Origin of the sequence: Chloroflexus aurantiacus J-10-fl, from assembly GCF_000018865.1 — a bacterium.
GTDB classification, from domain to species: Bacteria; Chloroflexota; Chloroflexia; order Chloroflexales; family Chloroflexaceae; genus Chloroflexus; species Chloroflexus aurantiacus.
Genome location: NC_010175.1, coordinates 4,075,956 through 4,102,054, shown reverse-complemented (window position 1 = coordinate 4,102,054; position 26,099 = coordinate 4,075,956). Strand labels below are relative to the sequence as shown.

Here is a 26,099-nt window from a genome sequence, read left to right as displayed (position 1 = left end):
AGATCAAAAGGACGACCCTGCATGACGGAGAGCATATGAAGCGCTTACGCATCACTGTCAACGGTATCACCTACGAGGTCGAAGTCGAGGTATTAGCCGACGATGACGAGCCAGCGTTGCATGCTCCAACCAGTGTGAATGCCGTACCACCGCCACAATCGCCGACACGCACCGACTCTGCACCAAGGCCGACCTCACCAAATCCAACCGGCCCAGGCGTGCTGGTATCACCCATTGCCGGCATCGTGGCCGAAATCAAGGTAAATGTCGGCGATCAGGTAAAGGAAAATGATCCGCTGGTCGTGATTGAGGCAATGAAGATGAATTCTAACGTTAGCTCACCGATTGCCGGCACCATCCGTGCCATCAATGTGAAAGTCGGCGACTCGGTGCGTCAAGGTCAACCACTCCTGGAGTTTGCCTGATGGAATGGCTGATTGGTTTTTTTGAAGCAAGCGGGATTGCCCATCTGGCATGGGGCAATCTGTTGATGATCGTCGTCGGCTGTGTGTTCGTCTATCTGGCAATTGCCCGCAACTTCGAGCCACTCCTCCTGGTACCGATTGGATTCGGCATCATTCTCGGCAATATGCCATTTGAACCAGGCATGGGGCAGGGTGTCTACGACCAGGGCAGCGTCTTGAACTACATCTACTTCGGAGTCATCGCCGGCGTCTTCCCGCCCCTCATCTTTCTCGGCATCGGGGCAATGACCGACTTCTCGGCCCTGATTGCCCAGCCGCGCCTGATCTTGCTCGGTGCTGCTGCTCAGCTCGGTATCTTCTTCACGCTCTTAATGGCTGTCTTTCTGGGACAGTATCTCCCGTTCCTCGATCTGGCCGACGCTAACGATCCTCTTCGTTTGCTGCGGGCTGCGGCGGCAATTGGGATCATCGGCGGGGCTGATGGGCCAACGGCCATTTTCATTGCCTCACGGCTCGCACCTGATCTCCTCGGCGCGATTGCCGTCTCTGCCTACTCGTACATGGCCCTGGTGCCGGTCATTCAACCACCGATCATGCGCCTGCTCACCACCCGCGAAGAGCGCCTGATCCGCATGCCACCACCCGCCGAGGTCAGCCGCACACAACGTATCCTGTTCCCGATCATTGGCCTGATCGTCTGTGTGCTCATCGTCCCGGATACATTACCGCTGCTTGGCATGCTCTTCTTCGGCAATCTCCTCAAAGAGAGCGGTGTCACCGAACGACTGGCCAAAACAGCACGCAGCGCCCTGATCGATAGCGTGACCATTATGCTCGGTCTGACCGTCGGTGCCAGTACGCAGGCCAGCAACTTTCTCACCCCGCGATCTATCGCCATCTTTGCCCTTGGTGCCTGCGCATTTGCCATCTCGACCGCAGGCGGTGTCTTGTTCGCCAAATTTTACAATCTCTTTACCCGTAACAAAATCAATCCGCTGATCGGCGCGGCTGGCGTGTCAGCCGTCCCAATGTCGGCACGAGTTGCGCATACCGTTGCGCAGGCAGAGGATCGGCACAACTTCTTAATCTGGCAGGCAATGTGTCCAAACGTTGCCGGCGTGATCGGATCGGCAGTGGCGGCAGGAGTCATGCTGGTCATTTTACGCTGACCATTCCCAGCACCCGGCGTGCCAGTTGCGGCCATTCAGGCAAGAGCCGCAGAGCGGTACACAGCATGACCAAATCAACACTTCCGTCCTGAATGGCCGCATCGGCCAGCCACGGATCACTCAATTGCCCGGAGCCAATCACAACTGCTTCACTGGCGATACGATGGATACTCGCAACCAGGGGGAGCGTCCAGCCCGGAAAGCGTGCTACATCAGGCGAATAACGATTAATCGTCACATCCAGAAATTGCGCACCGGCAGCCACGGCCCGTCGGGCAATCAGCCGGGCATCCTGGTGGGTCAGGCCATCCGCCACCAGTTCCGCTGCCGGCATACGCAACCCAACCCATATGTGACGACCATAGTTTCGGCGAATCTGTTCAATGATAGTCAGTAACGGCAGAATACGTTCAGTGATCGGTATTTGCCTGCCGTTACCCGACTGCCGATTTGCCGCAATGATCGTCGCTAACAATCCACCATCGGCAACCGAGATGAATACGCCATCTGCACTGGCGGCTAATGCACGCCAGGCACCCTGTACGTAGCTCTCAACGAGCATGGGCATTGCTATATCAGCAAGCGGAACTTCCAGCAAAAAGACAATCCGGCTCCCAAACGCATGGGCTGCGGCTGAAAGCCGCCGGAGTGCAGGAACAAAACAATCGTGCCAGATACCGAGATGACTCGTCGGTGTTGATGGCGCACAAATAAGCATCGGTTCAGTAACAATCAGACCTACCCCGGCCTTTGCTCGTCGCTCGTAATAACTGATCAGAGCGCTATGGCAAAAGCCATCAGAACCGGCCAGCCCACTCGGTGCCGGCGCCATCACAATCCGATTGCGCAACTGCCGACCGGCAACCTGTAGCGGTGTGAAGAGATCGGCCATATATGACGCTCACTGCTTACATGTATGGGTGCCTGAAGATGACGCCATGCGTTTGCCACCAGCCCCGAATGACCGGTGCACTACCATCGTAATCGTTCGCATTGCGTGTAGTATAACGTGAGTTGAGAATATCGAATGTGAACATTGTCAGGCACGTAGCGTTGGGGAGATAAAATTGGAGGTAGAACTTAATTTCACAAAAGCTGTACTATCGTGCTCCCAGCCTGTCGCACAAGCGCATGAACGCTTACCAATCACTAACGACAGCCTACCCTGCTCCTGACCCATTGGCAGAGCGCAGCTCCGGTCGTGTCATCAGGCGTCGGATGGGGTACCTTGCCCGCTTGTCATGCGCGTGTCGCAGCGTGTGGAGTCGACAGCCGTGCTCACGATCCGGCGCGTGGCTTGCCGTTAACCCTGCCGGTCACGGGGATACTGTGTGTGCTCCTCACGATCATGTGATCCGTCAGTAATTTGAGACAACTTCTAGTTGGCGCTAATTTATGTCCCCACACCGTCACATCCCGGCTGATCACAAACGAAAACCATATTGAAAAAAGTTTTAAGCGATTTTGAAGAAAATAACCCATCTTAACCTGATATAATACCTGCGTGATCGCCCGAAGTGAATAAGTACACAAGCCAACACAGAGAAAAGCCGCACATTGAGACGAGTCACAATCTCGCCCGAATTACACCATTTCTCGAACGGATGACAAACTCAAAGACGACAGTTTTTCCACCAACGAGCGCCATTGTTCAGAGTTGCCTATGCGGATTGGTCGCCACGCATCACCCACTCAATTTATCCTGGCCGGTTTGATCGGATGTAGCCTGCTACTCTGGTTGTACTGGATCAACCCGGCTACGGCAGGATCAGCGACCTGGTCAAAACAATTACCGGTCGTTCGCACCGTCTACTTTCCAGCTACCGGCCATCATCTCTCAAACCGGGTCGGCTTTCTCGATTTCTGGCGGGCTAATGGTCAGCTTCACACCTTCGGCATGCCGATCAGTGAAGAACTGGTCATTGATGGCCGGATTGTCCAATACTTTGAACGTGCCCGTTTTGAGTACCACCCCGAATACGCCGGCACACCTCAGCAGGTGCAGCTTGGTCTGATCGGACGCGAATGGCTGGCACACCAGCCCACAATCCCTCCGCCCGCGACCGACACCGCAATCGGTGCCTTCTTCCCGGAAACCGGCTACACTCTGCGTGGTGAATTCTTTGAATTCTGGGAGCGCCATGGCGGCTTGCCGGTCTTCGGCTTTCCCCTCAGCGAAGAACGTGACGAGAACGGCACGCTTGTCCAATACTTCGAGCGCGCCCGTTTTCTCTACCGACCGGAATCACTCGCGCCTTTCTTCCGTCAACAGCAAGCCATCTACGGCCTCGATCTTGATAGCCTCTTTGAAGTTCAAATTGATGATCTCGGTCTTCAAATCGCCACATTGCACGGCATCAACACAACACCGGTTGCCCGTCTCCCTGGTGCCGTTGATTGGAGTCCCGGTTTATGGTCACGCCGCATTGAAGTCGATCTGGCGCGCCAATACCTCTTCGCCTACGAGGACAACCTGTTAGTCTTTTCAGCACCGGTTGCCACCGGACGCGACGGTTTCAATACACCACGCGGCGATTTCACCATCTACTACCGCTTACCCCAACAAACAATGAGTGGCTGCCTCGGTGGTGAATGCTGGTATGTACCCAATGTGCCGTGGGTTCAGTATGTCGTCGGTGGAGTTGCTCTCCACGGAACCTACTGGCATAACGCCCACGGCAGTGGCGTGCGGATGTCACACGGTTGTATTAATTTACGGATCGATGATGCCCAGTGGCTTTACGAATGGGCCGATCTCGGCGTACCGGTCAAGATATACTGACGAGACATACATCAGGTTATCTCACCAATGCTGTGAAAACCGTGATCGATAATTGCAGTAACGTAGTCCAGATATTAGCCTGTAGGCAATCGTTGCCCAAACATTGCAAATGAAACGAGTCATGCATCACCAGGCGCAAAAGGCTCGTCATCTGACAGATCACTACTCGTGAACGCACGAGATGAACGCTGATAGTAAACTGTACCTTGCGTGTCTGCACTGCGAACATGGTATAATTGCGCAGAGTTAACACCCCTGCACCACACACGGAAACACTATGCTGTACGTACCCGATGGTGTACCGCCGGTTATCAAGAGCACGGTAGCTCGCCTTGATCGCACACTTCCCCAACCGGGGGAAATTCTGGTTAGACAGGGTGGTCGCGTCGAGCCTGACGATATTGTGGCTCGTGGTCAGAAGCACAATCCTCCATACATGATTAACCTTGCGCAGGCACTGGCGTTACCACCCGATCAGGCCGCTCGTGCCGTCGTCGCACCGATAGGTCAGCCGGTAAATGCCGGTGCCGTCCTGGCGCGCCGGCGCGGCCTGCTGAGTCGCCGTGTCCTTAGCCCGGTTAATGGCATCCTCTACGCCGTCGATCCTGCAACCGGTTATGCAATTCTTCAGCCAGAACCACAGCAAATCACCGTAACAGCCGGCATTCGCGGTATTGTGATGGAAATCATCGATCAACAACGGGTAGTCATCGAAACCCCGGCAGCCCAAATCTTCGGGATCGCCAGCCTGGGAAATGATTGTTACGGTGTCACCCGCCTGCTCACCCTTGATCCGGGCGAGCCAATCACCGAGGCGATGATTGATGCGCAAAGCATGTATGCTGTGCTCATCGGGGGGAGCGGGATCAGTGCTGCTGCACTCCGCAAAGCGGTTGAAAATCAGGTTCGTGGCATCATTATCGGTAGTATCAGCGAAAGTGTCCTGCGTGAGTTTTTCCAATGGACAAAGCGTCTGCCTTTTCTTCCCGGTCTGCGTAACTGGCAATGGGTTTCCCAGACTGACTCGCCACTGACAATTGTGTTGACCGAAGGGATAGGCAGTGCACCGATGGCAAAACCGTTGTTTGAATTACTTGCCGGCAATGATCGGCGCGAAGTCTACATCGAGAGTAGTACCAGTCTTCGCCATCCACACCGTCGACCACGAGTCATCATCCCCCTGTCCCGAAGCAGCAACGCATCACTTGAACCACCGCGGCCACCATTACGGATCGGGGCCACGGTGCGACTGCTCGACCACGATCACCTTGGGCGGATCGGGCGTGTGCGTAGCCTGCCTGCTCTCCCACAACGCATCCCTGCCGGTATACGCACCGCCGCCGTTGAAGTGTTGCTGGACAGCGGTGAAGCTATCTGGCTACCCAGAAGTTGTGTCGAGGTGATCGCGTAAACAGTGGTAATCTTGCCTCTAAAATTTGCTTCAAGTTGTAGCTATTTCGAGTATACTAGTGAACAGTAGTAGATGGTTTCTACTTTGAGCGATAGTGTGAGAGAATTCAATGACGTATCGTATCGTCGTAGTCGCCCGCGCTAACCCAACGCTCCGTAGCCTACCAGAGGCGCTGGCCGGCGACGCTGAAGTACAAATGTTTACATCGGCAAACGATGCCTTGTGGTCGATCAGTACCGAACCACCTGATCTGGTACTGAGCGAGATTGATCTTGACGAGATGAGCGGTCTTGATTTGGCTGAAATTGTGCCAAATTTTGACCCGAACACCCGTGTCCTTCTTTGGGGAAACAACCTGAGCAGCACCGACCGCGAACGTGCGCAAACGGCTGGCGTTAGCAGTGTACTCACCGGTGAGTTGAGTCTGGACATGGTACGTCACGCAATCCATACAGCCCTTAACACACCACGAACTGAGCCGCTGCCGGCAACTCCAGCACCTGCCCCGGCACCTACCGAAGCGGTACGCGAAGTAGCCAAACCGGTAGAGAGCACACCGACACCACCTGCAAAGAGTGAACCAGTACGTTCAACATCAGGTGAAACACCTACCGATTCATCACCACGGCGGCAATTTACACCGGCACGAGTCGTCTTACCTTCCCGAGCTGAACGAGAAGCCGCTGAAAGAGCTGCTCGTGAAGCTGCCGAGCGCGAAGCTGCTGAACGAGAAGCCGCCGAACGTGCGGCCCGTGAAACGGCATCGACACGTGGTGGGTTGGCAGCTCGCTCACGTGCAGCTGCTGAACGCCGCACACAATCGCCGGCCCCTTCATCTGCTCCAGGATCAACCTCAACCCCACCACCTGCACCGCCATCAACCTGGCGCAGCGATGGTCATAACCTGATCGTTACCGAGCAGAATATCGCAGCTATCCGCAGTGTTATGAGCCAGTTGGGGCAAGACCTGGGCACTCAAAGTATTATGTTAACTGATCGTGCAGGCATGATCCTGGTCGAAACCGGCGACAAGGGCAACCTGCCGTTGATGATCGTCTTACCACTCCTCTCAACCGGCTTTTCAACCACCGGTGAAGTGGCCCGCCAGCTCCGTGAAGAAGATGCAACAAGCGTCTACATCCACGAAGGGGTAAATATCGATCTCTACTGCTTCGACGTAGCTCAGCGATTTCTGCTCGTGTTGGTTTTCAACAAGCGTGTCGCCAGCTCGAAAATCGGTGCCGTGTGGGTCAACGCCAAACGTGCCATCCGGGAATTGCGCGACGTACTCGCCCGCTAAAACACGTTCCTTCCCTGACCCCTGCTTTGTGCAGGGTGTCAGGGTAATCCGCATATCTGTCATCACCTGCATCACTCGAGTCACCCCCCCCACAACCTGACACAGCACGCTCTATCGGCGTGATGACCACCGCCAGGTGTAGATGGCATCACTATTGACGGCATCGCCACATTCATCCGCTCACTCTGCGGCCATCCGAGTCGTGGCGGTAATCCCCACCGACTGTCACTACAGCAACAGATAATCACCGATCACGGCATATTCGTGGTCAGGCAGTGTATACAGGATTCGCGCACAATGTGCGCTGACCAGACATCGGTTTGCCGTAGGGGCGGGTTCGGTAGGGGCGGGTTTAGAACCCGCCCCTACTTCCTTGTTCGCCATATCCCGCGTGATGACCACCGCCAGGTGTGAATGACGCCACCGCTGACGGCATCGCCACATTCATCCGCTCACCCTGCGGCCATTCCGAGTCGTGGCGGTAATCCCCACAGACTGTCACCATGGGGACAGATAATCACCGATCACAGCATATTTGCTGTCAGGCAGTGATGTACACGCCTCACGCACAATGTGCGCTGACCGGACATCAGTTTGCCGTAGGGGCGGGTTTGGTAGGGCGGGTTTGGTAGAGGCGGGTTTGGTAGGGGCGGGTTTGGAACCCGCCCCTACCCCCTCGTGCGCCACATCCCGCGTGATGGACACCGCCAGGTGTGAATGACGCCACCGCTGAGGGCATCGTCACATTCATCCGCTCACCTTGCGGCCATCCGAGTCGTGGCGGTAATCCCCACCGACTGTCACTACAGCAACAGATAATCACCGATCACAGCATATTCGCTGTCAGGCAGTGATGTACACGCCTCACGCACAATGTGCGCTGACCGGACATCAGTTTGCCGTAGGGGCGGGTTTAGTAGGGGCGGGTTTGGTAGAGGCGGGTTTGGTAGGGGCGGGTTTAGAACCCGCCCCTACCCCCTCGTGCGCCATATCCCGCGTGATGACCACCGCCAGGTGCATATGGCGCCACCGCTGACGGCATCGCTACGTTCGGTCGGATCGTATCGCTGATCCCCATGGATTGTCGCGTTTAAGGGTGGACAGAAAATACAAACTAACATAGCGTCTACGTCATCAGGAAGACCTGAATCAAACCTCAGTCCTCCCCTCTCCCGCGATACGCTATGCATTACCCACAACTGGTGTCAACCATGGGTGTATCAGCGGTATGATCGCCATGTATGCTGTTTTGGTCGACTGACCAGGTGACAGGGCACCGCTCCAGCCGTGCCGGCACGTGCTGGATGGATTGCCGTACCCGCTCGTTATGCGCGTGTCGCGCAGTTTGGAGTGCGGCAGCCATGCTGCCGCGCCAGCCGTACTCATGATCCGACGCGAATTGCAGCGGACTCCCGTGCCGGTACGTGACTCTGATAATGGGGATGGCTGAACGCAGGCCGGCAGCCTGCCCCTCAGCGTGCTGGTGCCGGTGGTGCATAGGGGCGGGTTCGGTAGGGGCGGGTTGATAACCCGCCCCTACGGACGGTACCTGTACCGTTCACCTGACTATCCAAGGGATAAGGACAATCACCGATCACCGCATAGCCGATGGCAGGCAGTAATGCACAATCACGCAAGATTTGATACAACGCCCTTGTCGTCTTACCCACACTGTTGAGAACGTGATCAAGCCTGAGAACAGCCACACGGAAACCTCAATACCTTGAGGTGAAGGATTTTACAACCACCGACACACCAGCCCGCCCGGCCAAACGAGTGAAAGACCGCAACACACAGGAAGGGGAGAACTCCACCACTGCACCCTGCCATAACATCAGTTGCCCATCCCGCGTAGCTATGGTATACTCGCGTCGGCCTCGTAGAACTGCAAGTGAACCGGCCATCAATGGGGCAGGCAAGTTGCGAAATTTTGCGAGGTGCGTTATACTGATTGTGAAAGATCGAACAAGGAAGTTGTTGTTCGTCCATCGGGCAGCAGCGCACAGAGAGCAATACCCGGGCGCTGCATAGTTCCGACGTTGTCGAGCAGGAGGTAGGCGTTGTCAACGCGGACTCGAAACATTCTCATTATTGTAGGAGCGCTCATCATTTCGATTGCCAGTCGCTTCTTCCTCTACACCGGCCCACCGCACGTAGAAGTCGCCGCTGAGGTCATTTTCGACGGTATTCCCGGCTTTCCAATCACCAATTCATTCGTTGTTGCGATTATTATTGACATCTTCGTGATCGCTCTGGCTGTGGCTGCTACCCGCAACTTGCAAATGGTGCCACGCGGGTTGCAGAACGTCATGGAGTTCATCCTCGAGTCACTCTACAATCTCTTCCGCAACATTAACGCCAAATATGTTGCCACTGCTTTTCCGCTGGTAGCAACGATCTTCCTCTTCGTGCTCTTCGGCAACTGGTTTGGTTTGCTGCCCGGAGTAGGCTCAATTGGCGTTTGCCACGAGAAGAAAGAAGAGCACGCGGTTGTCGATGAGCGTCTGGCGCTGGCAGCACCGGCTGCTCCGCTGAGCAGTGTTGCAGCCGCCGAGGGTGAGGAGATTCACGATACCTGTGCTGCTCAGGGCAAGAAGCTGGTTCCGCTCTTCCGGGCACCGGCAGCCGATCTCAATTTTACCTTCGCAATTGCTGTTATCTCGTTCGTCTTCATCGAGTACTGGGGCTTCCGGGCGCTTGGCCCAGGGTATTTGAAGAAGTTCTTCAACACAAATGGCATCATGTCGTTTGTCGGGATCATTGAGTTTATCTCAGAGCTAGTCAAGCCCTTCGCGTTGGCCTTCCGTCTTTTCGGCAATATCTTTGCCGGTGAAGTGTTGCTGGTCGTGATGGCATTCCTGGTGCCACTCCTGTTACCACTGCCCTTCTACGGCTTTGAAGTGTTCGTTGGCTTCATCCAGGCGCTGATCTTTGCGCTGTTAACCTATGCGTTCCTGAATATTGCCGTCACCGGCCACGATGAGGAGCACGCACATTGATGAGTTCGGGCGGAATTATCCGCTAGAATGTTTGATATTGGGTTCGTCGCAGAGTCTGCTTTTAAGGAGGCATCTCAATCATGGAGGGTTTGAATCTCGTCGCTACCGCGCTCGCTGTGGGTTTGGGCGCAATTGGGCCAGGTGTCGGCATCGGTATCATTGTATCGGGTGCGGTGCAGGCGATTGGCCGCAATCCTGAGATCGAAAACCGTGTCGTGACGTACATGTTCATCGGTATCGCCTTTACTGAAGCACTGGCAATCTTCGGTTTGGTGATTGCATTCTTGATCGGTTTCGGCGTGTTGCAGTAAGCGATTGCGCGTTACAGGAGGTTTGAAGGGTGGAAGCATTAGGTATTAATCCGACCCTGTTTATTGCGCAACTGATCAACTTCCTGTTGCTCATCTTCATTCTGCGCGCGCTGCTATACCGGCCGGTGATGAACCTGCTGAATGAGCGCACCCGGCGGATTGAAGAGAGTGTACGGGATGCCGAGAAGGTGCGCGAACAATTGGCAAATGCCAGGCGTGACTACGAGGCAGAAATTGCCCGGGCACGCCAGGAGGCCGCTAAAATCGTGGCCCAGGCGCAGGAGCGAGCCAAGCAGCAGGAGGCTGAGATCATTGCCCAGGCGCGTCGTGAGGCTGAGCGTCTGAAGGAAGAGGCTCGCGCCCAGGCCGAGCAAGAGCGCATTCGGATGTTGAGCGAGGCCAAGAGCCAGATTGCCGATCTGGTTACCTTGACCGCCAGCCGTGTGCTCGGTGCAGAGCTGCAAGCGCGTGGTCACGATGCTCTGATTGCTGAGTCGCTGGCAGCACTGGATCGCCGCAACTAACGTCGCAGACTGGCAGGTGCCTGGTTTGCGTGAGGAAACGAGAGTATGGCAACGACCATTGACGCACGAGCGCTGGCTGCGCCGCTGGTAGAGGCGCTCTTAACAACGGCCGCTGAACAGATACGCGCTGCTGCTCCACGCATTGCCGGTCTTTCAGCCAGCGAGGCAGCCGCCGTCTTGCCGGCCGACCTGCTGCCACAGGTGCGCAATTTCTTGCTCACCATGGCTAAAGAGGGGCTGACCGGTGAACTTAATGCGGTGGCCGCTGCTCTGCCGGGGTATCTTGAAACCGGTAGCCGCGCAGTTGATGCCAGTGTCACCAGCGCGATTGAGCTGAGCGCCGAGCAGAAAGAGCGGATTACCCGCGAATTGCAGCAGCGCTACGGCGATGTCCATGTCACATATCATGTCGATCCAACGTTGATTGGTGGTTTGATTATTCGGGTTGGCGATCAGGTGCTTGATAATAGCCTGCGTGCCCGCCTGAGCGCCATTCAGCGTGTGTTACAGGCAAGTTAGAGTCCAGCTCGCTGGCCCGGTATCGCCGGCTACCAGCGCGACGGAGTAGAGCATGACGACGATTACTGAGGAATTGATCGCCCGGCTGAAGCAGGGGATCACGAGCGGCGTCGACCTTCAGCCGCGCCAGGTCAATGTCGGTACGGTGATTGCCGTCGGAGACGGCGTCGCGCGGCTGTCCGGCCTTGATCAGGTCGTCGCCTCTGAGATTGTTGAATTTCCCCCGAAAGCCGGTCGCAATGAGTCGATTTACGGTATTGCCCTGAACCTCGAACAGGATAGCGTCGCCGCCATTATCCTTGGTGACGATGAGACGATTGAGGAAGGGGATATGGTTACCTCAACCGGCCGGGTGATTTCGGTGCCGGTTGGGCAGGGGTTGTTGGGACGAGTGGTGAATCCACTTGGGCAACCAATCGATGGTAAGGGGCCAATCGTCTACGAGAAGACCCGCCCCATCGAGCGCATTGCCCCTGGTGTGATTACCCGTAAGTCGGTTGATACACCGGTGCAAACCGGTATCATTGCCATTGACGCGCTGATTCCGATTGGACGCGGTCAGCGTGAGCTGATTATCGGTGACCGCCAGACCGGTAAGACGGCGGTGGCCATTGATACCATCCTCAACCAGAAGGGCCAGGGGATGGTATGTATCTACGTTGCCATTGGTCAGCGCCGGGCACAGGTTGCCCAGGTGGTCGGAACGCTCGAACGATTTGGCGCGATGGAGTACACCATCGTCGTGTCGGCAACCGCCTCCGAGAGCGCTGCGTTGCAGTACATCGCCCCCTACGCCGGTTGTGCGATGGGCGAAGAGATTATGGAAAACGGCGTTATGCTCAATGGGCAACTGGTCAAGGATGCCCTGATCGTCTACGACGACCTGAGCAAGCACGCTGTTGCCTATCGCCAGGTATCTCTCTTGCTCCGCCGCCCACCCGGCCGCGAAGCCTATCCCGGTGATGTCTTCTACCTGCACTCGCGTCTGCTTGAACGCGCCGCTCGTCTGAATGAAGAGTACGGTGGTGGTTCGCTGACCGCGTTGCCGGTCATCGAGACGCAGGCAAACGACGTGTCGGCCTACATTCCGACGAACGTCATCTCGATCACCGACGGCCAGATTTATCTGGAGTCCGACCTGTTCAATGCCGGTCAACGTCCGGCGCTCAACGTCGGTATCTCGGTGTCGCGTGTCGGTGGTGCTGCACAGACCCGGGCAATGCGGGCAGTTGCCGGTAAGCTGAAAGGTGAGCTGGCACAGTTCCGTGACCTGGCTGCATTCGCCCAGTTTGCCAGCGATCTCGATGCGACGACCAAAGCGCAAATCGAGCGCGGTCAGCGTCTGCAAGAATTGCTGAAGCAACCACAGTATCAGCCGCTTCCGGTCGAAGACCAGGTAGCCGTGCTGTACGCAGCAACCAACAACTATCTCGATGATGTACCGGTGCCGTTGATCACCAAGTGGCGCGATGACTTTCTGGCCTTCCTGCGCACCGCTCACCCCGAGGTGCGGAAGCTGATCTACGACAATCGCCTTGATCGCAAGTTCCCGACGCCTGAAGTGAAAGAGGCGCTGGAAGCGGCGATTAAGGAATTTAAGGCAACCAGCAACTATAGCTAGCAGAAGGCTACCGGCGAGCGTCCCTCTGAAGCGCTCGCCGGAATCCAGACTGCAAAGGGTTCGATATGCCGAGTAGTCGCGAGATTAAGCGCCGCATCCGCTCTGTGAAGAATGTTGCTCAGATTACGCGAGCGATGGAGATGGTGTCAGCATCGAAGATGCGGCGCGCCCAACGGAATGTGTTAGCTACCCGGCCATATGCCGACCGGATGCGGGAGGTTATGGCCAATCTTACTGCTCGAGTCGTGGGAGCGGCACGTCGCGGTACGTTGCTTGAAAAGCGCGAGACGGTGAAAAGTGTTGCACTGCTAGTTGTAACGCCTGATCGAGGGCTTTGCGGGAGCCTGGTGGCGAATGTGCTACGTCGCGCCGGTCGCTTTATCACCGAGCAACGCGCTATGGGACGCACCGTTGATGTGTATACGTTCGGTCGTAAGGGGCGCGATTTCTTCTTACGAACCGGTTTTGCCCCGGCAGGTGAAGCAACCCGTCTCGGCGATGCACCAAAGCTCGAAGCAATCCTGGGTGTCGCAATTAGCGCCATTAATGGGTTTCAGTCGGGCAAGTATGATGAACTCTACATTATTTATAGTGAGTTCATCAATACGTTGGTGCAACGTCCGGCTATCAAGCAATTGTTACCGGTAGAGAGTCCTGACATCTCGACCACGACGAATGTTGATTATACCTACGAGCCGGGAGAAGAAGAAGTTCTCAATAGCATTCTGCCGCGTTATGTCGAAACCCAGATTTATCAGGCAGTTCTTGAAAGCATCGCCAGTGAACACAGTGCACGAATGGTTGCGATGCGTAATGCAACGAACAACGCCAAAGATCTGGTCCGCGATTTGACCCTGTCGTTTAACAAAGCGCGGCAGGCCGCCATTACTAAAGAGGTCAGCGAAATCGCTTCGGGCGCCGCTGCTCTCACCAGTTAATGACAAGAGGAGGAGCCGATGCCGGCCAAGGGGGTTATTCAAGAGATTATCGGTGTGGTCATCCGGGCCAAATTCCCGGAAGACGAGGTACCGGAAATCTATAATGCAATCGAAATTCCATTAGGGAATGGCGACCGTCTCGTCTGCGAGGTGCAACAGCAGCTCGGCAATGGCGTGGTAAAGGCGGTTGCAATGGGTTCGACCGATGGTCTGCGCCGTGGTCTTGAGGTCATTGATACCGGTCGGCCTATCGCGGTGCCGGTCGGCCCGGCTACACTTGGGCGCGTGTTCAATGTGTTGGGAGACCCAATCGATGGTATGGGACCTATCGGTCCAGAGGTTGAGCGCCGCCCAATTCACCGTGATCCGCCCAGCTTTGAAGAGCAGAATACCCAGGCTCAGATTTTTGAAACCGGGATTAAGGTGATCGACCTGATTGCGCCGTTTACCCGTGGTGGCAAGACCGCCATCTTCGGTGGTGCTGGTGTGGGTAAGACGGTGGTGATCCAGGAGTTGATTGCCAATATCGCTAAAGAGCAGTCGGGGTTCTCAGTCTTCGCCGGCGTAGGTGAGCGATCCCGCGAGGGAAATGACCTCATCCACGAAATGAAGGAAGCCCGGATCGACGAAAACACCACCGTGTTCGACAAGACGGTGATGGTGTTCGGTCAGATGAATGAACCACCAGGTGCTCGCTTGCGGGTCGGTCTGACTGCCCTGACCATGGCCGAGTACTTCCGCGATGAGGGTCGCGATATTCTGCTCTTTATTGACAATATCTTCCGCTTCGTACAGGCCGGTTCAGAGGTTTCATCACTCCTCGGTCGTATGCCGTCCCAGGTAGGTTATCAGCCAACGCTGGGCACCGAAATGGGTGAATTGCAAGAGCGGATTACGTCAACCAAGCGTGGTTCGATCACCTCGATGCAAGCGGTATACGTGCCGGCTGACGACTACACAGACCCGGCACCAGCAACGGTGTTTAGCCACCTTGACGCAACGATCTCGCTCGAACGCAGCATTGCCGAGCGAGCAATCTTCCCGGCGGTCGATCCGTTGGCTTCAACGTCACGGATTCTCGATCCCAACATCGTCGGCGAGGAGCACTACCGGGTGGCCCAAGAGGTGAAGCGTGTTTTGCAGCGCTACAAAGACCTCAAGGATATCATTGCCATTCTCGGTATGGAAGAGCTGAGTGACGAAGACAAGCTGACGGTGCAGCGCGCCCGCAAGATCGAGCTGTTCTTCTCGCAACCGTTTACGGTGGCCCAGCAGTTTACCGGTCGCCCCGGTAAGTATGTGCCGGTGAAGAAGACGGTCGAGAGTTTTGCCCGTCTCCTGAATGGTGAAGGCGATCACATTCCTGAGTCGTTCTTCTACATGCAGGGCGATTTCGATGACGTACTGGCCGCTTACGAGGCCAGCCAGAAGTAGGGTTAAACCGGCGACGGCCAGTCTGTGTTGTCGCCGGTTCACATCTACGGCAGGCAGAAGGAGCAGTCCATGCCCATCCATCTGGAGATTGTCACCGCCGAGCGCGTTATCCTCTCGGATGACGTTGATATGATTAGTGCACCAACGAAAGATGGCCGCGTTGGTATTCTGCCGCGCCACGCTCCGCTCATGACGATTCTCGAACCAGGCGAGCTAGACATTATTAAGAATGGCGAGCGCACACCGTTTGCTGTATCCGGCGGCTTTATGGAGGTACTTCCCCATCGGGTTACCATCCTGGCCGATACGGTCGAGCGGGCCGACGAGATTGATGAAGCACGAGCTGAACAGGCGCGGGCAGAAGCTGAAGCCCGCCGGCGCGAAGCTCAGAGCGAACGCGATATGGCGCTGGCCGAAGCCAAGTTGCGCAAAGAGATGGTGCGCCTGCGGGTTGCGCAGCTCCATAAAATCAAGCGGCGACAGTCGTAGCAGGTATCTACCACGCTTTTCCAGTCTGGTGACCCCTTCCCGATCTTCGGGGAAGGGGTTTTGTTGTGTAAGTGGAGCAGGAGTAACTCGCAGACATCACACGCCGGAGTGAATACCATTCACGTCAGAGCTGCCCGTGTCGCAGATTTGGTGTGCGGAAGCCAGGTTTATATCAAACTGGTGTCGTAGCATGACTGCCGGTCACCGTCAGGCATATCCTGGGAGCGCTGGGAGCGCGCGCCGCTGACCCGCGTCCCTGGGACACTGAGCGCGCCCAACTGGGAGCGCGCGCCTCCGGCGCGCTGCTCGCTCACCACCTGCAACATACCGGTGCCTTCGTCCAACGAGGTATCGCAGGCTGGAACCAGCTTGCGGCAGCGGGAGTCATCCGGTACCGCTAGTTCCCGCCCCCGCTGGGGGCGGGTGAGGGTGGGGGCGTGTCGCAACGCACTGCTGGCATCAGCCCCAATATCAATGCTTGCTATCCATACGGACGGTCACCGTCTGGCATCGCCTGGGAGCGCTGGGAGCGCGCGCCTCCGGCGCGCTGCTCGTTCACCACCTGCAACATATCGGTGACTTCGTCCAACGAGGTATCGCAAGCTGGAACCAGCTTGCGGCAGCGGGAGTCATCCGGTACCGCTAGTTCCCGCCCCCAGCGGGGGCGGGTGAGGGTGGGGGCGTGTCGCAACGCACTGCTGGCATCAGCCCCAATATCAATGCTTGCTATCCATACGGACGGTCACCGTCAGGCATCGCCTGGGAGTACCGGGAGCGCGCGCCGCTGACCCGCGTCCCTGGGACACTGAGCGCGCCCAACTGAGCGCACGCCTCCGGCGCGCTGCTCGCTCACCACCTGCAACATATCGGTGACTTCGTCCAACGAGGTATTGCAAGCTGGAACCAGCTTGCGGCAGCGGGAGTCATCCGGTACCGGTAGTCCCCGCCCCCAGCGAGCTTTTCATCACCCATATGCTCAACACAAACTGACGTAAATTTGCTATAATACGGCGCGATTATATACGCTGCCTTATTCTGTCGAGGTGTAGCGTCCGTAACCAAACACATCACAGCAGGAATATTACGTATGGCCCGCAAAATCGGGATTGATCTTGGCACTGCCAATGTCTTAGTCTATGTCAAAGGTAAAGGGATCGTTCTCTCGGAACCATCGGTGGTCGCACTGAGCACCCGCGATGGCCGGGTTCGCGCCGTTGGCGCAGAGGCGATGGCGATGTTGGGCCGTGAGCCGGAGAGTATCGAAGTAGTGCGTCCGATGCGCAACGGCGTGATCGCCGATTACGTTGTTACCGAAGAGATGTTACGTCACTTCATTGGCCGCGCCGCAGGGCGCTTCCGCTTTTCACGGCCTGAAGTGATGATCTGTATTCCCGCCGGCGTGACCAGTGTTGAGATGCGAGCAGTACGCTATGCCGCACTCGAAGCAGGTGCCGGCAAGGCCTATCTCATCCGCGAACCACTGGCCGCCGCCATTGGGGCGAACATTCCCATCGCCCAGCCGTCAGGCAACCTGGTGATTGACATCGGCGGTGGCACCACTGAAGTAGCGGTGATTTCATTGAACGATATTGTAGTCAGCACCTCGGTGCGTGTCGGTGGCAACCGGTTCGATGAAGCGATTGCTGCGTATATCAAGCGCAAATACAATCTTTTGATCGGTGAGCGGACTGCCGAAGCGGTTAAAATTGAGATTGGCTCGGCGCTGCCACTTGATAAGCCGCTGGTGACGCAGGTACGTGGCCGTGATCAGGTCACCGGTCTGCCGCGCACAATCCAGGTTGATAGCAACGAGATTACTGAGGCGATTCAGGAACCGTTGGAAGCTATTATCAATGCTGTGCGAGCAGTACTGGTCGAAACCCCACCTGAATTAAGCTCGGACATTATCGATAAGGGCATGGTGATGACCGGCGGTGGATCGATGCTGCGGCGCATTAACGATCTCCTGACCGATGTCACCGGTGTGCCCTGCTATGTCGCCGATCAGCCGGCTTCGTGCGTTGCCATCGGTACCGGGCTGGCGCTGGAAAATCTTGATGTGCTCTACGATAGTCTGAGTGGGTTAGATTTAACGTAAGCGCAACTGAAACACTCTCATGCATGACGGGGCGACTGGAAGGTCGCCCCGTTACTATTTCTGACAATTGCCGGTGCCGGCTATGGATGCAGCACTTCCTGCGCAATCTCGATCATCTGATTGCCGCCATGCAACAAATTGTGCCGCATTTGCGCCAGTTCAATCAGATGCCCCTGTTCGTGTGTGACCACCCAGTTTCCTTGATGCAGCAGGGGGACCGGGCCGAATATCGCGTGGTAGCCGATGCGCTGCCAGGCAGCCTGGGTCAAACCGCGAAGCAGGTTGAGTGTCTGTTGTCGGCTTGAGGTGTACTGTTCGAGGAGATCAGCAATTGGTACCGTGCGATACTTCACGGCGTGCTGCAAGGTTGGCGGATGGGCTGAGGGCAGCCTGGGCTGGTTCGTCTCAAGAATCATCCATGCCCGCTCGCGAAAGACGATGTCCATGTCGGTCAGATGGCCGATCAGGTCTTTACAGGCAGGAAAGCCATTCACCGGGGTTGAAAGCTGCTCTTCAGTCAGATCGACAACCAGATCCTGCACAGTGCGGAGGCCCTGTTCGAGGCGACGTACAATTGTAGAGGGGCCTAATGTCCCCATACAATCGACAATCCGAAAATCCAGAAACCCCTCACGCACCGTGCCACAGATGGAGCAGAATGGAAGTGGATCACCTTCCATCAACTGACCACACATACTGCATACAAAGAGATCACCTAACTCGGTGTAGATCAGATCGCGTCCCGCGGCCAGTGCTCGTGCTGCACGCTCCAGTAACTCGCGTTGAAATGCGCTGGTACCGGTGACAGGGCCGGTGACAACGGCTTCTGGTTCGAGACCGGCAAGTGCCCGCTCAATGTTGGTCGTCGTCTTCGCGACTTCACCCAGACGCCGCAACGACTGCTCGGCACGAACCCGTTTAACCGCTGCCGACGCATCAAGCAAACGGGCGATGTTAAACAGTCGTTCACGGCGAGCCTGCCGTGCCCAGGCAGTGTACGCCGTATACCCGATACTCGTGCTTACCAGCAAGCGACGATGTTCTTCGTCATTCCATGTCATACATGCTGCTCCAAATCTGTTTTCTTGACTTACCTGTGATGTGGGGAACGATGTTGCACTAGCTCAACCAATACACCCTGTCCGCCGGCTTTCGGATGGACAAACGCAACCAGTGTGTCGTGGATACCAGGGCGAGGTTCACGGTCAATCAATGGTAAACCACGCGCCTGCAATGTAGCTAACGCCGCATAAATATCATCAACCCGATAGGCAATATGATGCATACCCGGCCCTTTTTCGCGCAGGAAGCGGGCAAAGCTGGCCTGATCGCTGGTTGGGGCAATTAATTCGATCAAGACATCACCAAAACGAGCAACACCGATCAGCGCATGGCGTTCAGGGAGTTCAATCCGCTCCCATTCGGTCACATCGTATGCAGTGCGATAAAAATCGATGGCAGCGTCGAGATCGGCTACCACCAACCCGATATGATCGATTGCCGTAAACATAGTTTGCTCCTTGTGTTCCACCGTAATACCGATGGATGTAGCATATCATAGCACAGAGTTATTACGAGATAATTGACAGCTACTCACGGTTAGCTACAATACACGACAATGACACACGAACCAGAAGACATCACAACCGGCTACTTGAGTGTACTGAGTGCGGCTTCCCGTTTATTGCAGGAGGAATTGCCGCTGGTACAACGTATCCATCGGCTCTTCGGGCTTTTGCGTCTCGCAATCCGCTACCGGGATGCACGCCTGACCTGCTGGTTACAATCCGCACGACCCGGTGCGCATCGCCAGCAGATTTTTTCGCCGGAGTCGTGGGCTTATCCGTGGGACGATACCCTGACTCGTTCGGTAGCACTTGGCGGGAAGACGGTTATCAAGACGATTGCGCTCGGTAGTGCCGGTCAGCCAGATAAAAACTTGCCCGTGATCCCTGCCGGTTATCTGGGAGCACCGATCTTTTGGGGCGGCAGATTGTGGGGGGTTCTCGAACTACGCAACGACGATCTACGACGATTTACCGGCAGAATCAGCGAGCTTATCGAGGCACTGAAGCCGCTGCTGGCGGCTGCTATTGCCCAAGAGGGTGCCCGGCTCCCCCAGTTACCGACACCACGCTTTGCCGGTGAAACACCGATTGGCCTGACGCTCACCCCTTCACTACGCCAAAAGATGATCGCTCTTAATGAACAGCTCGACCGTACTATTGACCTGCACGAGCTGACCGGAGTCATCTTGCGTCGGGCATTAGAGGGGAGCGGTGCTGAAGCAGGAGCAGTTGCACTGGTCGATTATGACAAACGTGAACTGGTGCTGCACCTGTACGAAGGGTACGAAGCCGAGCGTTCCAGACGCGCACTGCCCGCTCTACCGCGGCAGCGTTGGAGTTGGGAGATAGGCCTGGCCGGTCAGGCAGTTCAGATGCGACGACCTTTGCTGGTTCGTGATGCAGGACGCGAGCCGGGATTGCCGAACGCGATGCCATTTCTGGCCGAGCTGGCAGCCCCGATTATCGTCGATGATCGGGTATTGGCAGTGCTCATCCTGCATAGTCGTCGGTCGACAACCTTTACCGAAGAGGTGCTGGCGTTCATTACCACCCTCTGCGAGCGCGCTGCCCACCCGCTGGCCCGTGCGATGTCTTATCAGGCCGCTTACGAAACATCGTACCATCTCGGTCAGGTCTTCAGCAGTCTACCGATAGGGCTGGCGCTCCTCGATTTGAATGGACGAGTTATTCGGGCCAATCCGGCCTGGAATCAGGTCTGGCGCTTAGATGCGCAGCCACAACGGCCGTCGTTCTACGTCGGGATTGATCTGGTTGAGCATTTGCTGGCGCGGCTCAACGATCCATTCCGGCTCAGCGAATTTTGTGATCTCGGTCAGCGCACCCCTGATCAGACGTTTGAAACGAGCCTCCAGCTCCGCAACCCATACCAGGAATTACACGTGCTCTCAGTACCAACCCGCGATAGTCAGCAACAGCTTACCGGACGATTGTGGGTGGTCAGTGATCGTACACGCGAGCGCGAGTCTGACCGGCTCAAAGATGAGTTTATCGGCATTGTGTCGCACGAACTGCGCACACCACTGACCTCAATTCTCGGTTATACCGAGATTCTGCTGAACCGGCAAGACCTCGACTACGAGAGCCAGCGCGAGTTTTTGCAGACGGTCTCTAATGAGGCAGAGCGATTGTTTAAGATGGTCAAAGATTTGCTGGATGTGTCACGGCTGGAGGCCGGTGTCGTAAAGCTGAACCGCTGGGCAGTTGGTCTGTGGCAGGTGATTGAAGAGCTGACCCTCCAGTTGCATACTCAATTGATCCATCACAAACTCTTGATCGATGCCCGAACGCCGTTACCACCGGTCTTTGCCGACCGTGACAAGGTCAAACAGATTATCTTCAATCTGCTGAGCAACGCCATCAAGTATAGCCCGGAAGGAAGTGAAATTCAGCTCACCGTGCGCAGAGCCAACGCAGACGACTTGCCGGCGACGCATCCGCCCGGTCAGTGGATGTTAATTGTGGTGCGCGATGAAGGAATCGGTATCAAACCTGAAGATCAGGCCCGGTTGTTTGAGCGGTTTCAGCGCGTTGATAACAGCAATACCCGCCAGAAGAGTGGGGTTGGTTTGGGATTGTATATCTCTCGTTTGCTGGTCGAACTCCACGGTGGTCGAATCTGGGTGAAGAGTGTTGAGGGGAGTGGCAGCAGCTTCTCGTTCACGCTGCCAATCTGGACAGCACCAGCCAATGAACAGGGTCAGGAACCATGAGGGAGGGGCACCACGTGGGCTGCCCCTCCCGGGTTGGCTCAAGCGTGAATGGCAGAACGTCGATATTTAGAACCTGTTTCAAAAACATTTACGAGAAGTTATCTCATTCATTCTTGACCGTCTCTATGATTGTAACGAGCACATCCAGCATCTCCGTGACCAGTAGGGTCAACGACGTGCCACGCGCCGGATCATGAGCACGGCTGTTGCGGCAGCATGGCTGCCGCACTCCAAACGCTACGACACAGGCATAACGAGCGGGTAAGGCAACCAATTCAGCACGTGATGATACGACCGGAGCTGCGCTCTGCCAACAGGCCAGGAGCCGGGTAGACTGTTGTTGACGATTGGCAAGCATTCAGACGCCTGGGCAACTGTCTGGACGCACGACAGCACAGCTTTTTTGAAATGAGTTCTACACATGCGCCGGTGCCTGATTACCGGCTTCGGCAGCCGCCCGCCGTACATTCACGAACAAGAGCAGGATAAACCCACTGATGAAAAAGATAATCAGTGAGACAATGGCGATCCGGTAGCTACCGGTCATCTGGTAGGCAACCCCGAACAAGAGTGGCGCCAGCCAGCTCGTGCCGCGCTCACCCACTTCGTACAGGCTAAAGTACTCTGCCTCCTGACCATCAGGGATCATGAGCGAAAACAGCGACCTACTGATTGCCTGACTCCCCCCCAACACCAGGGCAATTGCCGCACCGAGTGCAAAGAATTGCACATCGTTGTTGGCCGGCATAATGTAGGCATAACTGACGACCAGTGTCCAAATGACCAGACTACCCAGCAACACTCGTTTTGAACCCAACCGTGTTGCCAGAGCACCGAAGATCAGGGCGCCGAAGAAAGCGACGAACTGTACCATCAAGATAGTGGCAATCCGGGTTGACTCGCCGATGCCAAGCTCTTCGGCCCCGAATTGCGCAGCCAGCGCAATGACCGCCTGAATACCGTCGTTGTAGAGTAGATACGCCGCCAGGAAGAGCAGGGTTTGTGGATAACCGCGCATCTGCCGAAATGTGTGGGCTAACTGACGGAAGCCGACCGTCAAATAGTTCTCGCCAGGCGGTAAGCGCCGAACTGCACCACGGTTCCGTAGCGTCCACATTGGAATGAGCGTAAAAATGGCCCACCACATGCCGGCGGACACCAGGCTGATTCGCACCGCCATCCCACTCTCAACCCCGAACGAGCCGGCATTTAAAAAGAAGACCAGGTTGGCCGCCAGTAATAAGCCGCCGCCCAGATATCCAAGCGCCCATCCCTGTGAAGAAACGGCGTCTCGCCGATCAGGACTGGCAATATCCGGCAAGAAAGCGTTGTAAAAGACTATCGAGGCGCCAAAGGTGAGGTTGGCGATCAGGAACAGGATTCCACCCAGCAGATAGTTGGTGCCTTCAAGAAAGTAGAGGCCCATAGTGGCAAATGCCCCTACATACGCAAAGATCGCCAGCATTTGCTTGCGAGCGTTGGAGTAATCGGCAATGGCACCAAGGATGGGTAAAAAGAAGACCTGTAACAAGACCGAGAGCGAAACCATGTAAGGAAAAAAAGAACCGGCTGCCACCGGTATCCCAAACGGATAGACAAATCCATTCGCATCAGCCGCATTACGGGTAATTGAGGTGAGGTATGGCCCTAAGAAAACGGTCACTACTGTGGTCGAAAATGCCGAATTGGCCCAGTCGTAAAAATACCAGCCAACCTGTTCGCGACGATTATCGGTCGAGGCAGCAAGCGTGGTCATGCAAACTCCTTCGTAGTCAGCACTCACGTACCGATGGACAAAGCCAGTACCGGGAGAAGGGATTTAGATATAAACCTGCACGGCGTGGCTATTGTACCACGTCTGTATTCACCACAGAGACATGGATGTATTCACCACAGAGACACAGAGGAGACAAAGGATTTTATGTCAACTTTTACCCGACATAATTGTAGTTTGGATATGTTCCCCACCGCAACACGGATGTATTCACCACAGAGACACGGAGAGCACAGAGGTTTTAGGAGGTATTTATGTCAACTTTGCTCGACAAAATTGTGGTTTGGGTATGTTCACCACCGAGACACAGAAGACACAGAGGGATTGATTCAATCATCCTCTCTGTGCCTCTGTGGTGATAATAAACCAGCTCTCTTTTGCCGGTGATTATCGTTCCCGAACCACCCGTAAACCTGCCGCCAGCGCCACAATCATGGCCACCAGTACTGCCAGATGCGGAGCAATATCGTTCAGGGTGGCACCGCGCTGGACAATCGCAATCACCGGATCGACCATGTAGTACGTCGGGAAGATTTGGGCGATCCACTGCGGAATTACCGGAAAGAGTGCGATCAACGCCGGAGCGTAGAGCAGTAGACCCAGCGCTTTCACGGTGGCAAAGAGCGAGTTGATATCTTTCACCAACACGCCTAACAGCACCCCAAACTCTGCCGATAAGATTGCCCCCAGCAAGAGCACCAGTAACACCAGGCCAATCTGATCACTCCAGGCACCATTCAGCGCCAGTACTAGCAACGCTATCACCGTACTCAGGGCAACTCCCAGCATACCCTTGGCAACATAGATTTCAGCGCGGGTCACCGGTGTTACCAGCAAGGCAGTCAGTGTGCGACGTTGTTTTTCGCTCACCAATGAGGAGGCCGGCAACATTAACGCGCCAAACACGACTGTCATCAGCACGAGTAGCGGTAGCAAACGCTGCTGCCAGGTCAGATCACTGTTAGCGCCCAGGACGGAGGTGGTGATGACCACCGGCGACTCGTGACCGGCCAGCGCACGTAGCCAGTCGGCAAGTGCGGTACCGATCAAGACTCGGTCGCGTAACAAACTCTCGCCCCACACGTAGACGGTCAGGCTGCCCCGTTGGCCGCTAAGGAGACGTTGATCAAATCCGTCCTGCAACACAATACCAACATCCACCGCACCTCTGGCAGTCGCTGTCCGCAGTTCAGCCTCGCTCGTATAGCGCTGAACAATCAATCCGGGCATGGCCTCGGCAAATTGCGTGATCTGCGACGAGCCGTTGTCGAAGATGCCCAGCCGCGGTTTGCCGCTGAAGAAGGTGCCAAAGATCAGGCCGAGGGCGAGACTTAAGCCCAACGGAACCACAATCGTGAAAATGAAGATAAAGTTCTTTGGCCCCTGGACCGCTTCGCGGTAGAGGAGAGCCAGAATGCGGCGCAGACTCATACGAACCTCCGTTGCAAAATGGCCATGCCCAGAGCCAGGAACAAGAGGGCGGAAGCCGTTAGTGGCAGCAGGTTTCCGCCGACCTCACTCCAGCCGGCACCGAAGTTGAGTGAGCGGTAGATGGTGTCTACCAGATAGTGGGTGGGAATGAATTGCACCCAGTCCGCCGCTAAGCCGGGCAGGAGAACGGTAAAGGTCGGCAACGCCATGATCAGCAGGGCCAGCATGCCCCAGCCCATCACCGACATCAGGTCACGGCCAAGCGAGGCGATGAGAAAGGCAGTGCCGGTCATCAGCACCGATCCGATGAACAGTGCGGTCAGGTTGAGCAGCGGTTCGCGCACCAGGCCACCGGTAACCGCCAGTAGCAGGACTGCCTGGACAAAGGCAAAGAGTGAGCCGAAGAGTGTTTTGGCGACGAAGAGGCCGCGCAATGAGAGAGGGGTCACCAGCAGGGCGCGGATCGTGCCCTGTTCGACCTCGGCGGCGATCAGGCTGGCCAGGCCAAGGCATTCGACCATCAACACCAGCACTGCGAAGAGTGGCAACATCCGCTGCCGGGGGGCAATCTGCGCACCGGCCATATCGGGGCCGAGAATCTCTTCGCTGATGACGACCGGCAATTCTTGCCCGACCAGGTTGAAACTCAATTCGCGGGCCGCAGCCTCGTAGACGGACACAAAATCCGGCGGTACTTCAGGTGCCAGGAACAGTTCAACTGTTGGGCGTGATCCCTGGCGAAGCTGATCGAAGAGATCGGCGGGAAAGGCAATGCCAACGGTCACTTCACCGCTGGCTACAGCAGCACGTAAGGCCGTCGCATCGGTGAAGCGCTCGATCTGGACGGCATCGTCGGTCAGGGCTTCAGCCAGGGCTGGTGGCAATTCGGGAATCACCATACCCAGCCGCAGTGTCTCATCAACCGTTGCCGGCAACAGAAAATAGATCGCGATGTACGCCACCAGGCCCAGCACCGTCACCAGGGCGAAGAGCCGATTCGCGAAGTAGAGGCGGGCGTCTTTCGTTATCAATGCCCAGAGCGCAGCGATATTCATAGCGGGTATTCCTTCACTCG

General features: G+C 56.2%; 22 protein-coding genes. 15 read left to right on the top strand and 7 right to left on the bottom strand.

The annotated features are described in order from the left end of the window. The first annotated feature begins 35 nt into the window (after positions 1–35). Both CAUR_RS16065 and CAUR_RS16060 read left to right on the top strand, forming a co-directional pair. Positions 36–425, top strand: a complete 390-nt coding sequence (locus CAUR_RS16065) for a biotin/lipoyl-containing protein (protein ID WP_012258905.1) — start codon at positions 36–38, stop codon at positions 423–425. After that, entirely contained in the window at positions 425–1,594 is a 1,170-nt protein-coding gene (locus CAUR_RS16060; RefSeq protein WP_012258904.1) for a sodium ion-translocating decarboxylase subunit beta, read from the top strand. The genes CAUR_RS16065 and CAUR_RS16060 overlap by 1 nt, the downstream gene beginning before the upstream one ends. On the opposite strand, the gene CAUR_RS16055 is transcribed toward CAUR_RS16060, so the two are convergent. Beyond that, on the bottom strand, positions 1,581–2,486 hold the full coding sequence (locus tag CAUR_RS16055; RefSeq protein ID WP_012258903.1) for an oxidoreductase: 906 nt from the start codon (positions 2,484–2,486) through the stop codon (positions 1,581–1,583). The two genes, CAUR_RS16060 and CAUR_RS16055, sit on opposite strands and share 14 nt — an antisense overlap. Positions 2,487–3,257: 771 nt before the next feature. On the opposite strand from CAUR_RS16055, the gene CAUR_RS16050 reads away from it, so the two are divergent. The 12 genes from CAUR_RS16050 (at position 3,258) to mreB (ending at position 18,020) form a co-directional block, all read left to right on the top strand. Beyond that, positions 3,258–4,376 (top strand): L,D-transpeptidase, encoded by a 1,119-nt coding sequence (locus tag CAUR_RS16050; protein ID WP_012258902.1) that lies wholly within the window; start codon positions 3,258–3,260, stop codon positions 4,374–4,376. Positions 4,377–4,653: 277 nt separating this feature from the next. Beyond that, a complete protein-coding gene (locus tag CAUR_RS16045; RefSeq protein ID WP_012258901.1) occupies positions 4,654–5,787 on the top strand; it encodes a hypothetical protein in 1,134 nt (377 codons plus the stop codon). Positions 5,788–5,896: 109 nt separating this feature from the next. After that, positions 5,897–7,087, top strand: a complete 1,191-nt coding sequence (locus CAUR_RS16040) for a response regulator (RefSeq protein ID WP_012258900.1) — start codon at positions 5,897–5,899, stop codon at positions 7,085–7,087. A 2,060-nt stretch (positions 7,088–9,147) separates the two neighbouring features. Beyond that, a complete protein-coding gene (atpB, locus tag CAUR_RS16035; protein ID WP_012258899.1) occupies positions 9,148–10,086 on the top strand; it encodes a F0F1 ATP synthase subunit A in 939 nt (312 codons plus the stop codon). A gap of 80 nt (positions 10,087–10,166) precedes the next feature. Next, entirely contained in the window at positions 10,167–10,397 is a 231-nt protein-coding gene (atpE, locus tag CAUR_RS16030; protein ID WP_012258898.1) for an ATP synthase F0 subunit C, read from the top strand. 29 nt (positions 10,398–10,426) lie between these two features. After that, a complete protein-coding gene (locus CAUR_RS16025; RefSeq protein WP_012258897.1) occupies positions 10,427–10,921 on the top strand; it encodes a F0F1 ATP synthase subunit B in 495 nt (164 codons plus the stop codon). A 45-nt stretch (positions 10,922–10,966) separates the two neighbouring features. After that, entirely contained in the window at positions 10,967–11,440 is a 474-nt protein-coding gene (atpH, locus tag CAUR_RS16020; RefSeq protein ID WP_012258896.1) for an ATP synthase F1 subunit delta, read from the top strand. A gap of 52 nt (positions 11,441–11,492) precedes the next feature. Then, positions 11,493–13,061, top strand: a complete 1,569-nt coding sequence (atpA, locus tag CAUR_RS16015; RefSeq protein WP_012258895.1) for a F0F1 ATP synthase subunit alpha — start codon at positions 11,493–11,495, stop codon at positions 13,059–13,061. Positions 13,062–13,126: 65 nt separating this feature from the next. After that, complete coding sequence (locus CAUR_RS16010) at positions 13,127–13,999, top strand: F0F1 ATP synthase subunit gamma (protein WP_012258894.1); 873 nt, start codon at positions 13,127–13,129, stop codon at positions 13,997–13,999. 18 nt (positions 14,000–14,017) lie between these two features. Continuing rightward, complete coding sequence (gene atpD, locus CAUR_RS16005; protein ID WP_012258893.1) at positions 14,018–15,433, top strand: F0F1 ATP synthase subunit beta; 1,416 nt, start codon at positions 14,018–14,020, stop codon at positions 15,431–15,433. Positions 15,434–15,502: 69 nt separating this feature from the next. Then, entirely contained in the window at positions 15,503–15,922 is a 420-nt protein-coding gene (locus CAUR_RS16000; RefSeq protein ID WP_012258892.1) for a F0F1 ATP synthase subunit epsilon, read from the top strand. A 1,087-nt stretch (positions 15,923–17,009) separates the two neighbouring features. Then, positions 17,010–18,020: a rod shape-determining protein gene (mreB, locus tag CAUR_RS15995; RefSeq protein WP_012258891.1), complete on the top strand. Its 1,011-nt coding sequence runs from the start codon at positions 17,010–17,012 to the stop codon at positions 18,018–18,020. A gap of 80 nt (positions 18,021–18,100) precedes the next feature. Here the strand turns inward: mreB and CAUR_RS15990 are convergent, their stop codons facing one another. Both CAUR_RS15990 and CAUR_RS15985 read right to left on the bottom strand, forming a co-directional pair. After that, positions 18,101–19,081, bottom strand: a complete 981-nt coding sequence (locus CAUR_RS15990) for a DinB family protein (RefSeq protein WP_012258890.1) — start codon at positions 19,079–19,081, stop codon at positions 18,101–18,103. A 29-nt stretch (positions 19,082–19,110) separates the two neighbouring features. Beyond that, positions 19,111–19,530 carry a VOC family protein gene (locus CAUR_RS15985; protein ID WP_012258889.1) on the bottom strand — a complete coding sequence of 140 codons (420 nt, stop codon included), beginning with the start codon at positions 19,528–19,530 and terminating at the stop codon, positions 19,111–19,113. Positions 19,531–19,638: 108 nt separating this feature from the next. On the opposite strand from CAUR_RS15985, the gene CAUR_RS15980 reads away from it, so the two are divergent. Continuing rightward, positions 19,639–21,819 (top strand): ATP-binding protein, encoded by a 2,181-nt coding sequence (locus tag CAUR_RS15980; RefSeq protein WP_012258888.1) that lies wholly within the window; start codon positions 19,639–19,641, stop codon positions 21,817–21,819. Positions 21,820–21,922: 103 nt separating this feature from the next. Here CAUR_RS15980 and CAUR_RS15975 read toward each other — a convergent pair whose 3' ends face one another. The 4 genes from CAUR_RS15975 to CAUR_RS15960 form a co-directional block, all read right to left on the bottom strand. Next, a complete protein-coding gene (locus CAUR_RS15975) occupies positions 21,923–22,177 on the bottom strand; it encodes a hypothetical protein (RefSeq protein WP_012258887.1) in 255 nt (84 codons plus the stop codon). Between the two features lie 57 nt (positions 22,178–22,234). Continuing rightward, on the bottom strand, positions 22,235–23,575 hold the full coding sequence (locus tag CAUR_RS15970; protein WP_012258886.1) for an MFS transporter: 1,341 nt from the start codon (positions 23,573–23,575) through the stop codon (positions 22,235–22,237). 405 nt (positions 23,576–23,980) lie between these two features. Next, positions 23,981–25,024, bottom strand: coding sequence for an ABC transporter permease (locus CAUR_RS15965; RefSeq protein ID WP_012258885.1), 1,044 nt, complete (start codon positions 25,022–25,024; stop codon positions 23,981–23,983). After that, a complete protein-coding gene (locus CAUR_RS15960; protein ID WP_012258884.1) occupies positions 25,021–26,079 on the bottom strand; it encodes an ABC transporter permease in 1,059 nt (352 codons plus the stop codon). Before CAUR_RS15960 ends, CAUR_RS15965 begins: the two co-directional genes overlap by 4 nt. Between the last annotated feature and the right edge of the window lie 20 nt (positions 26,080–26,099).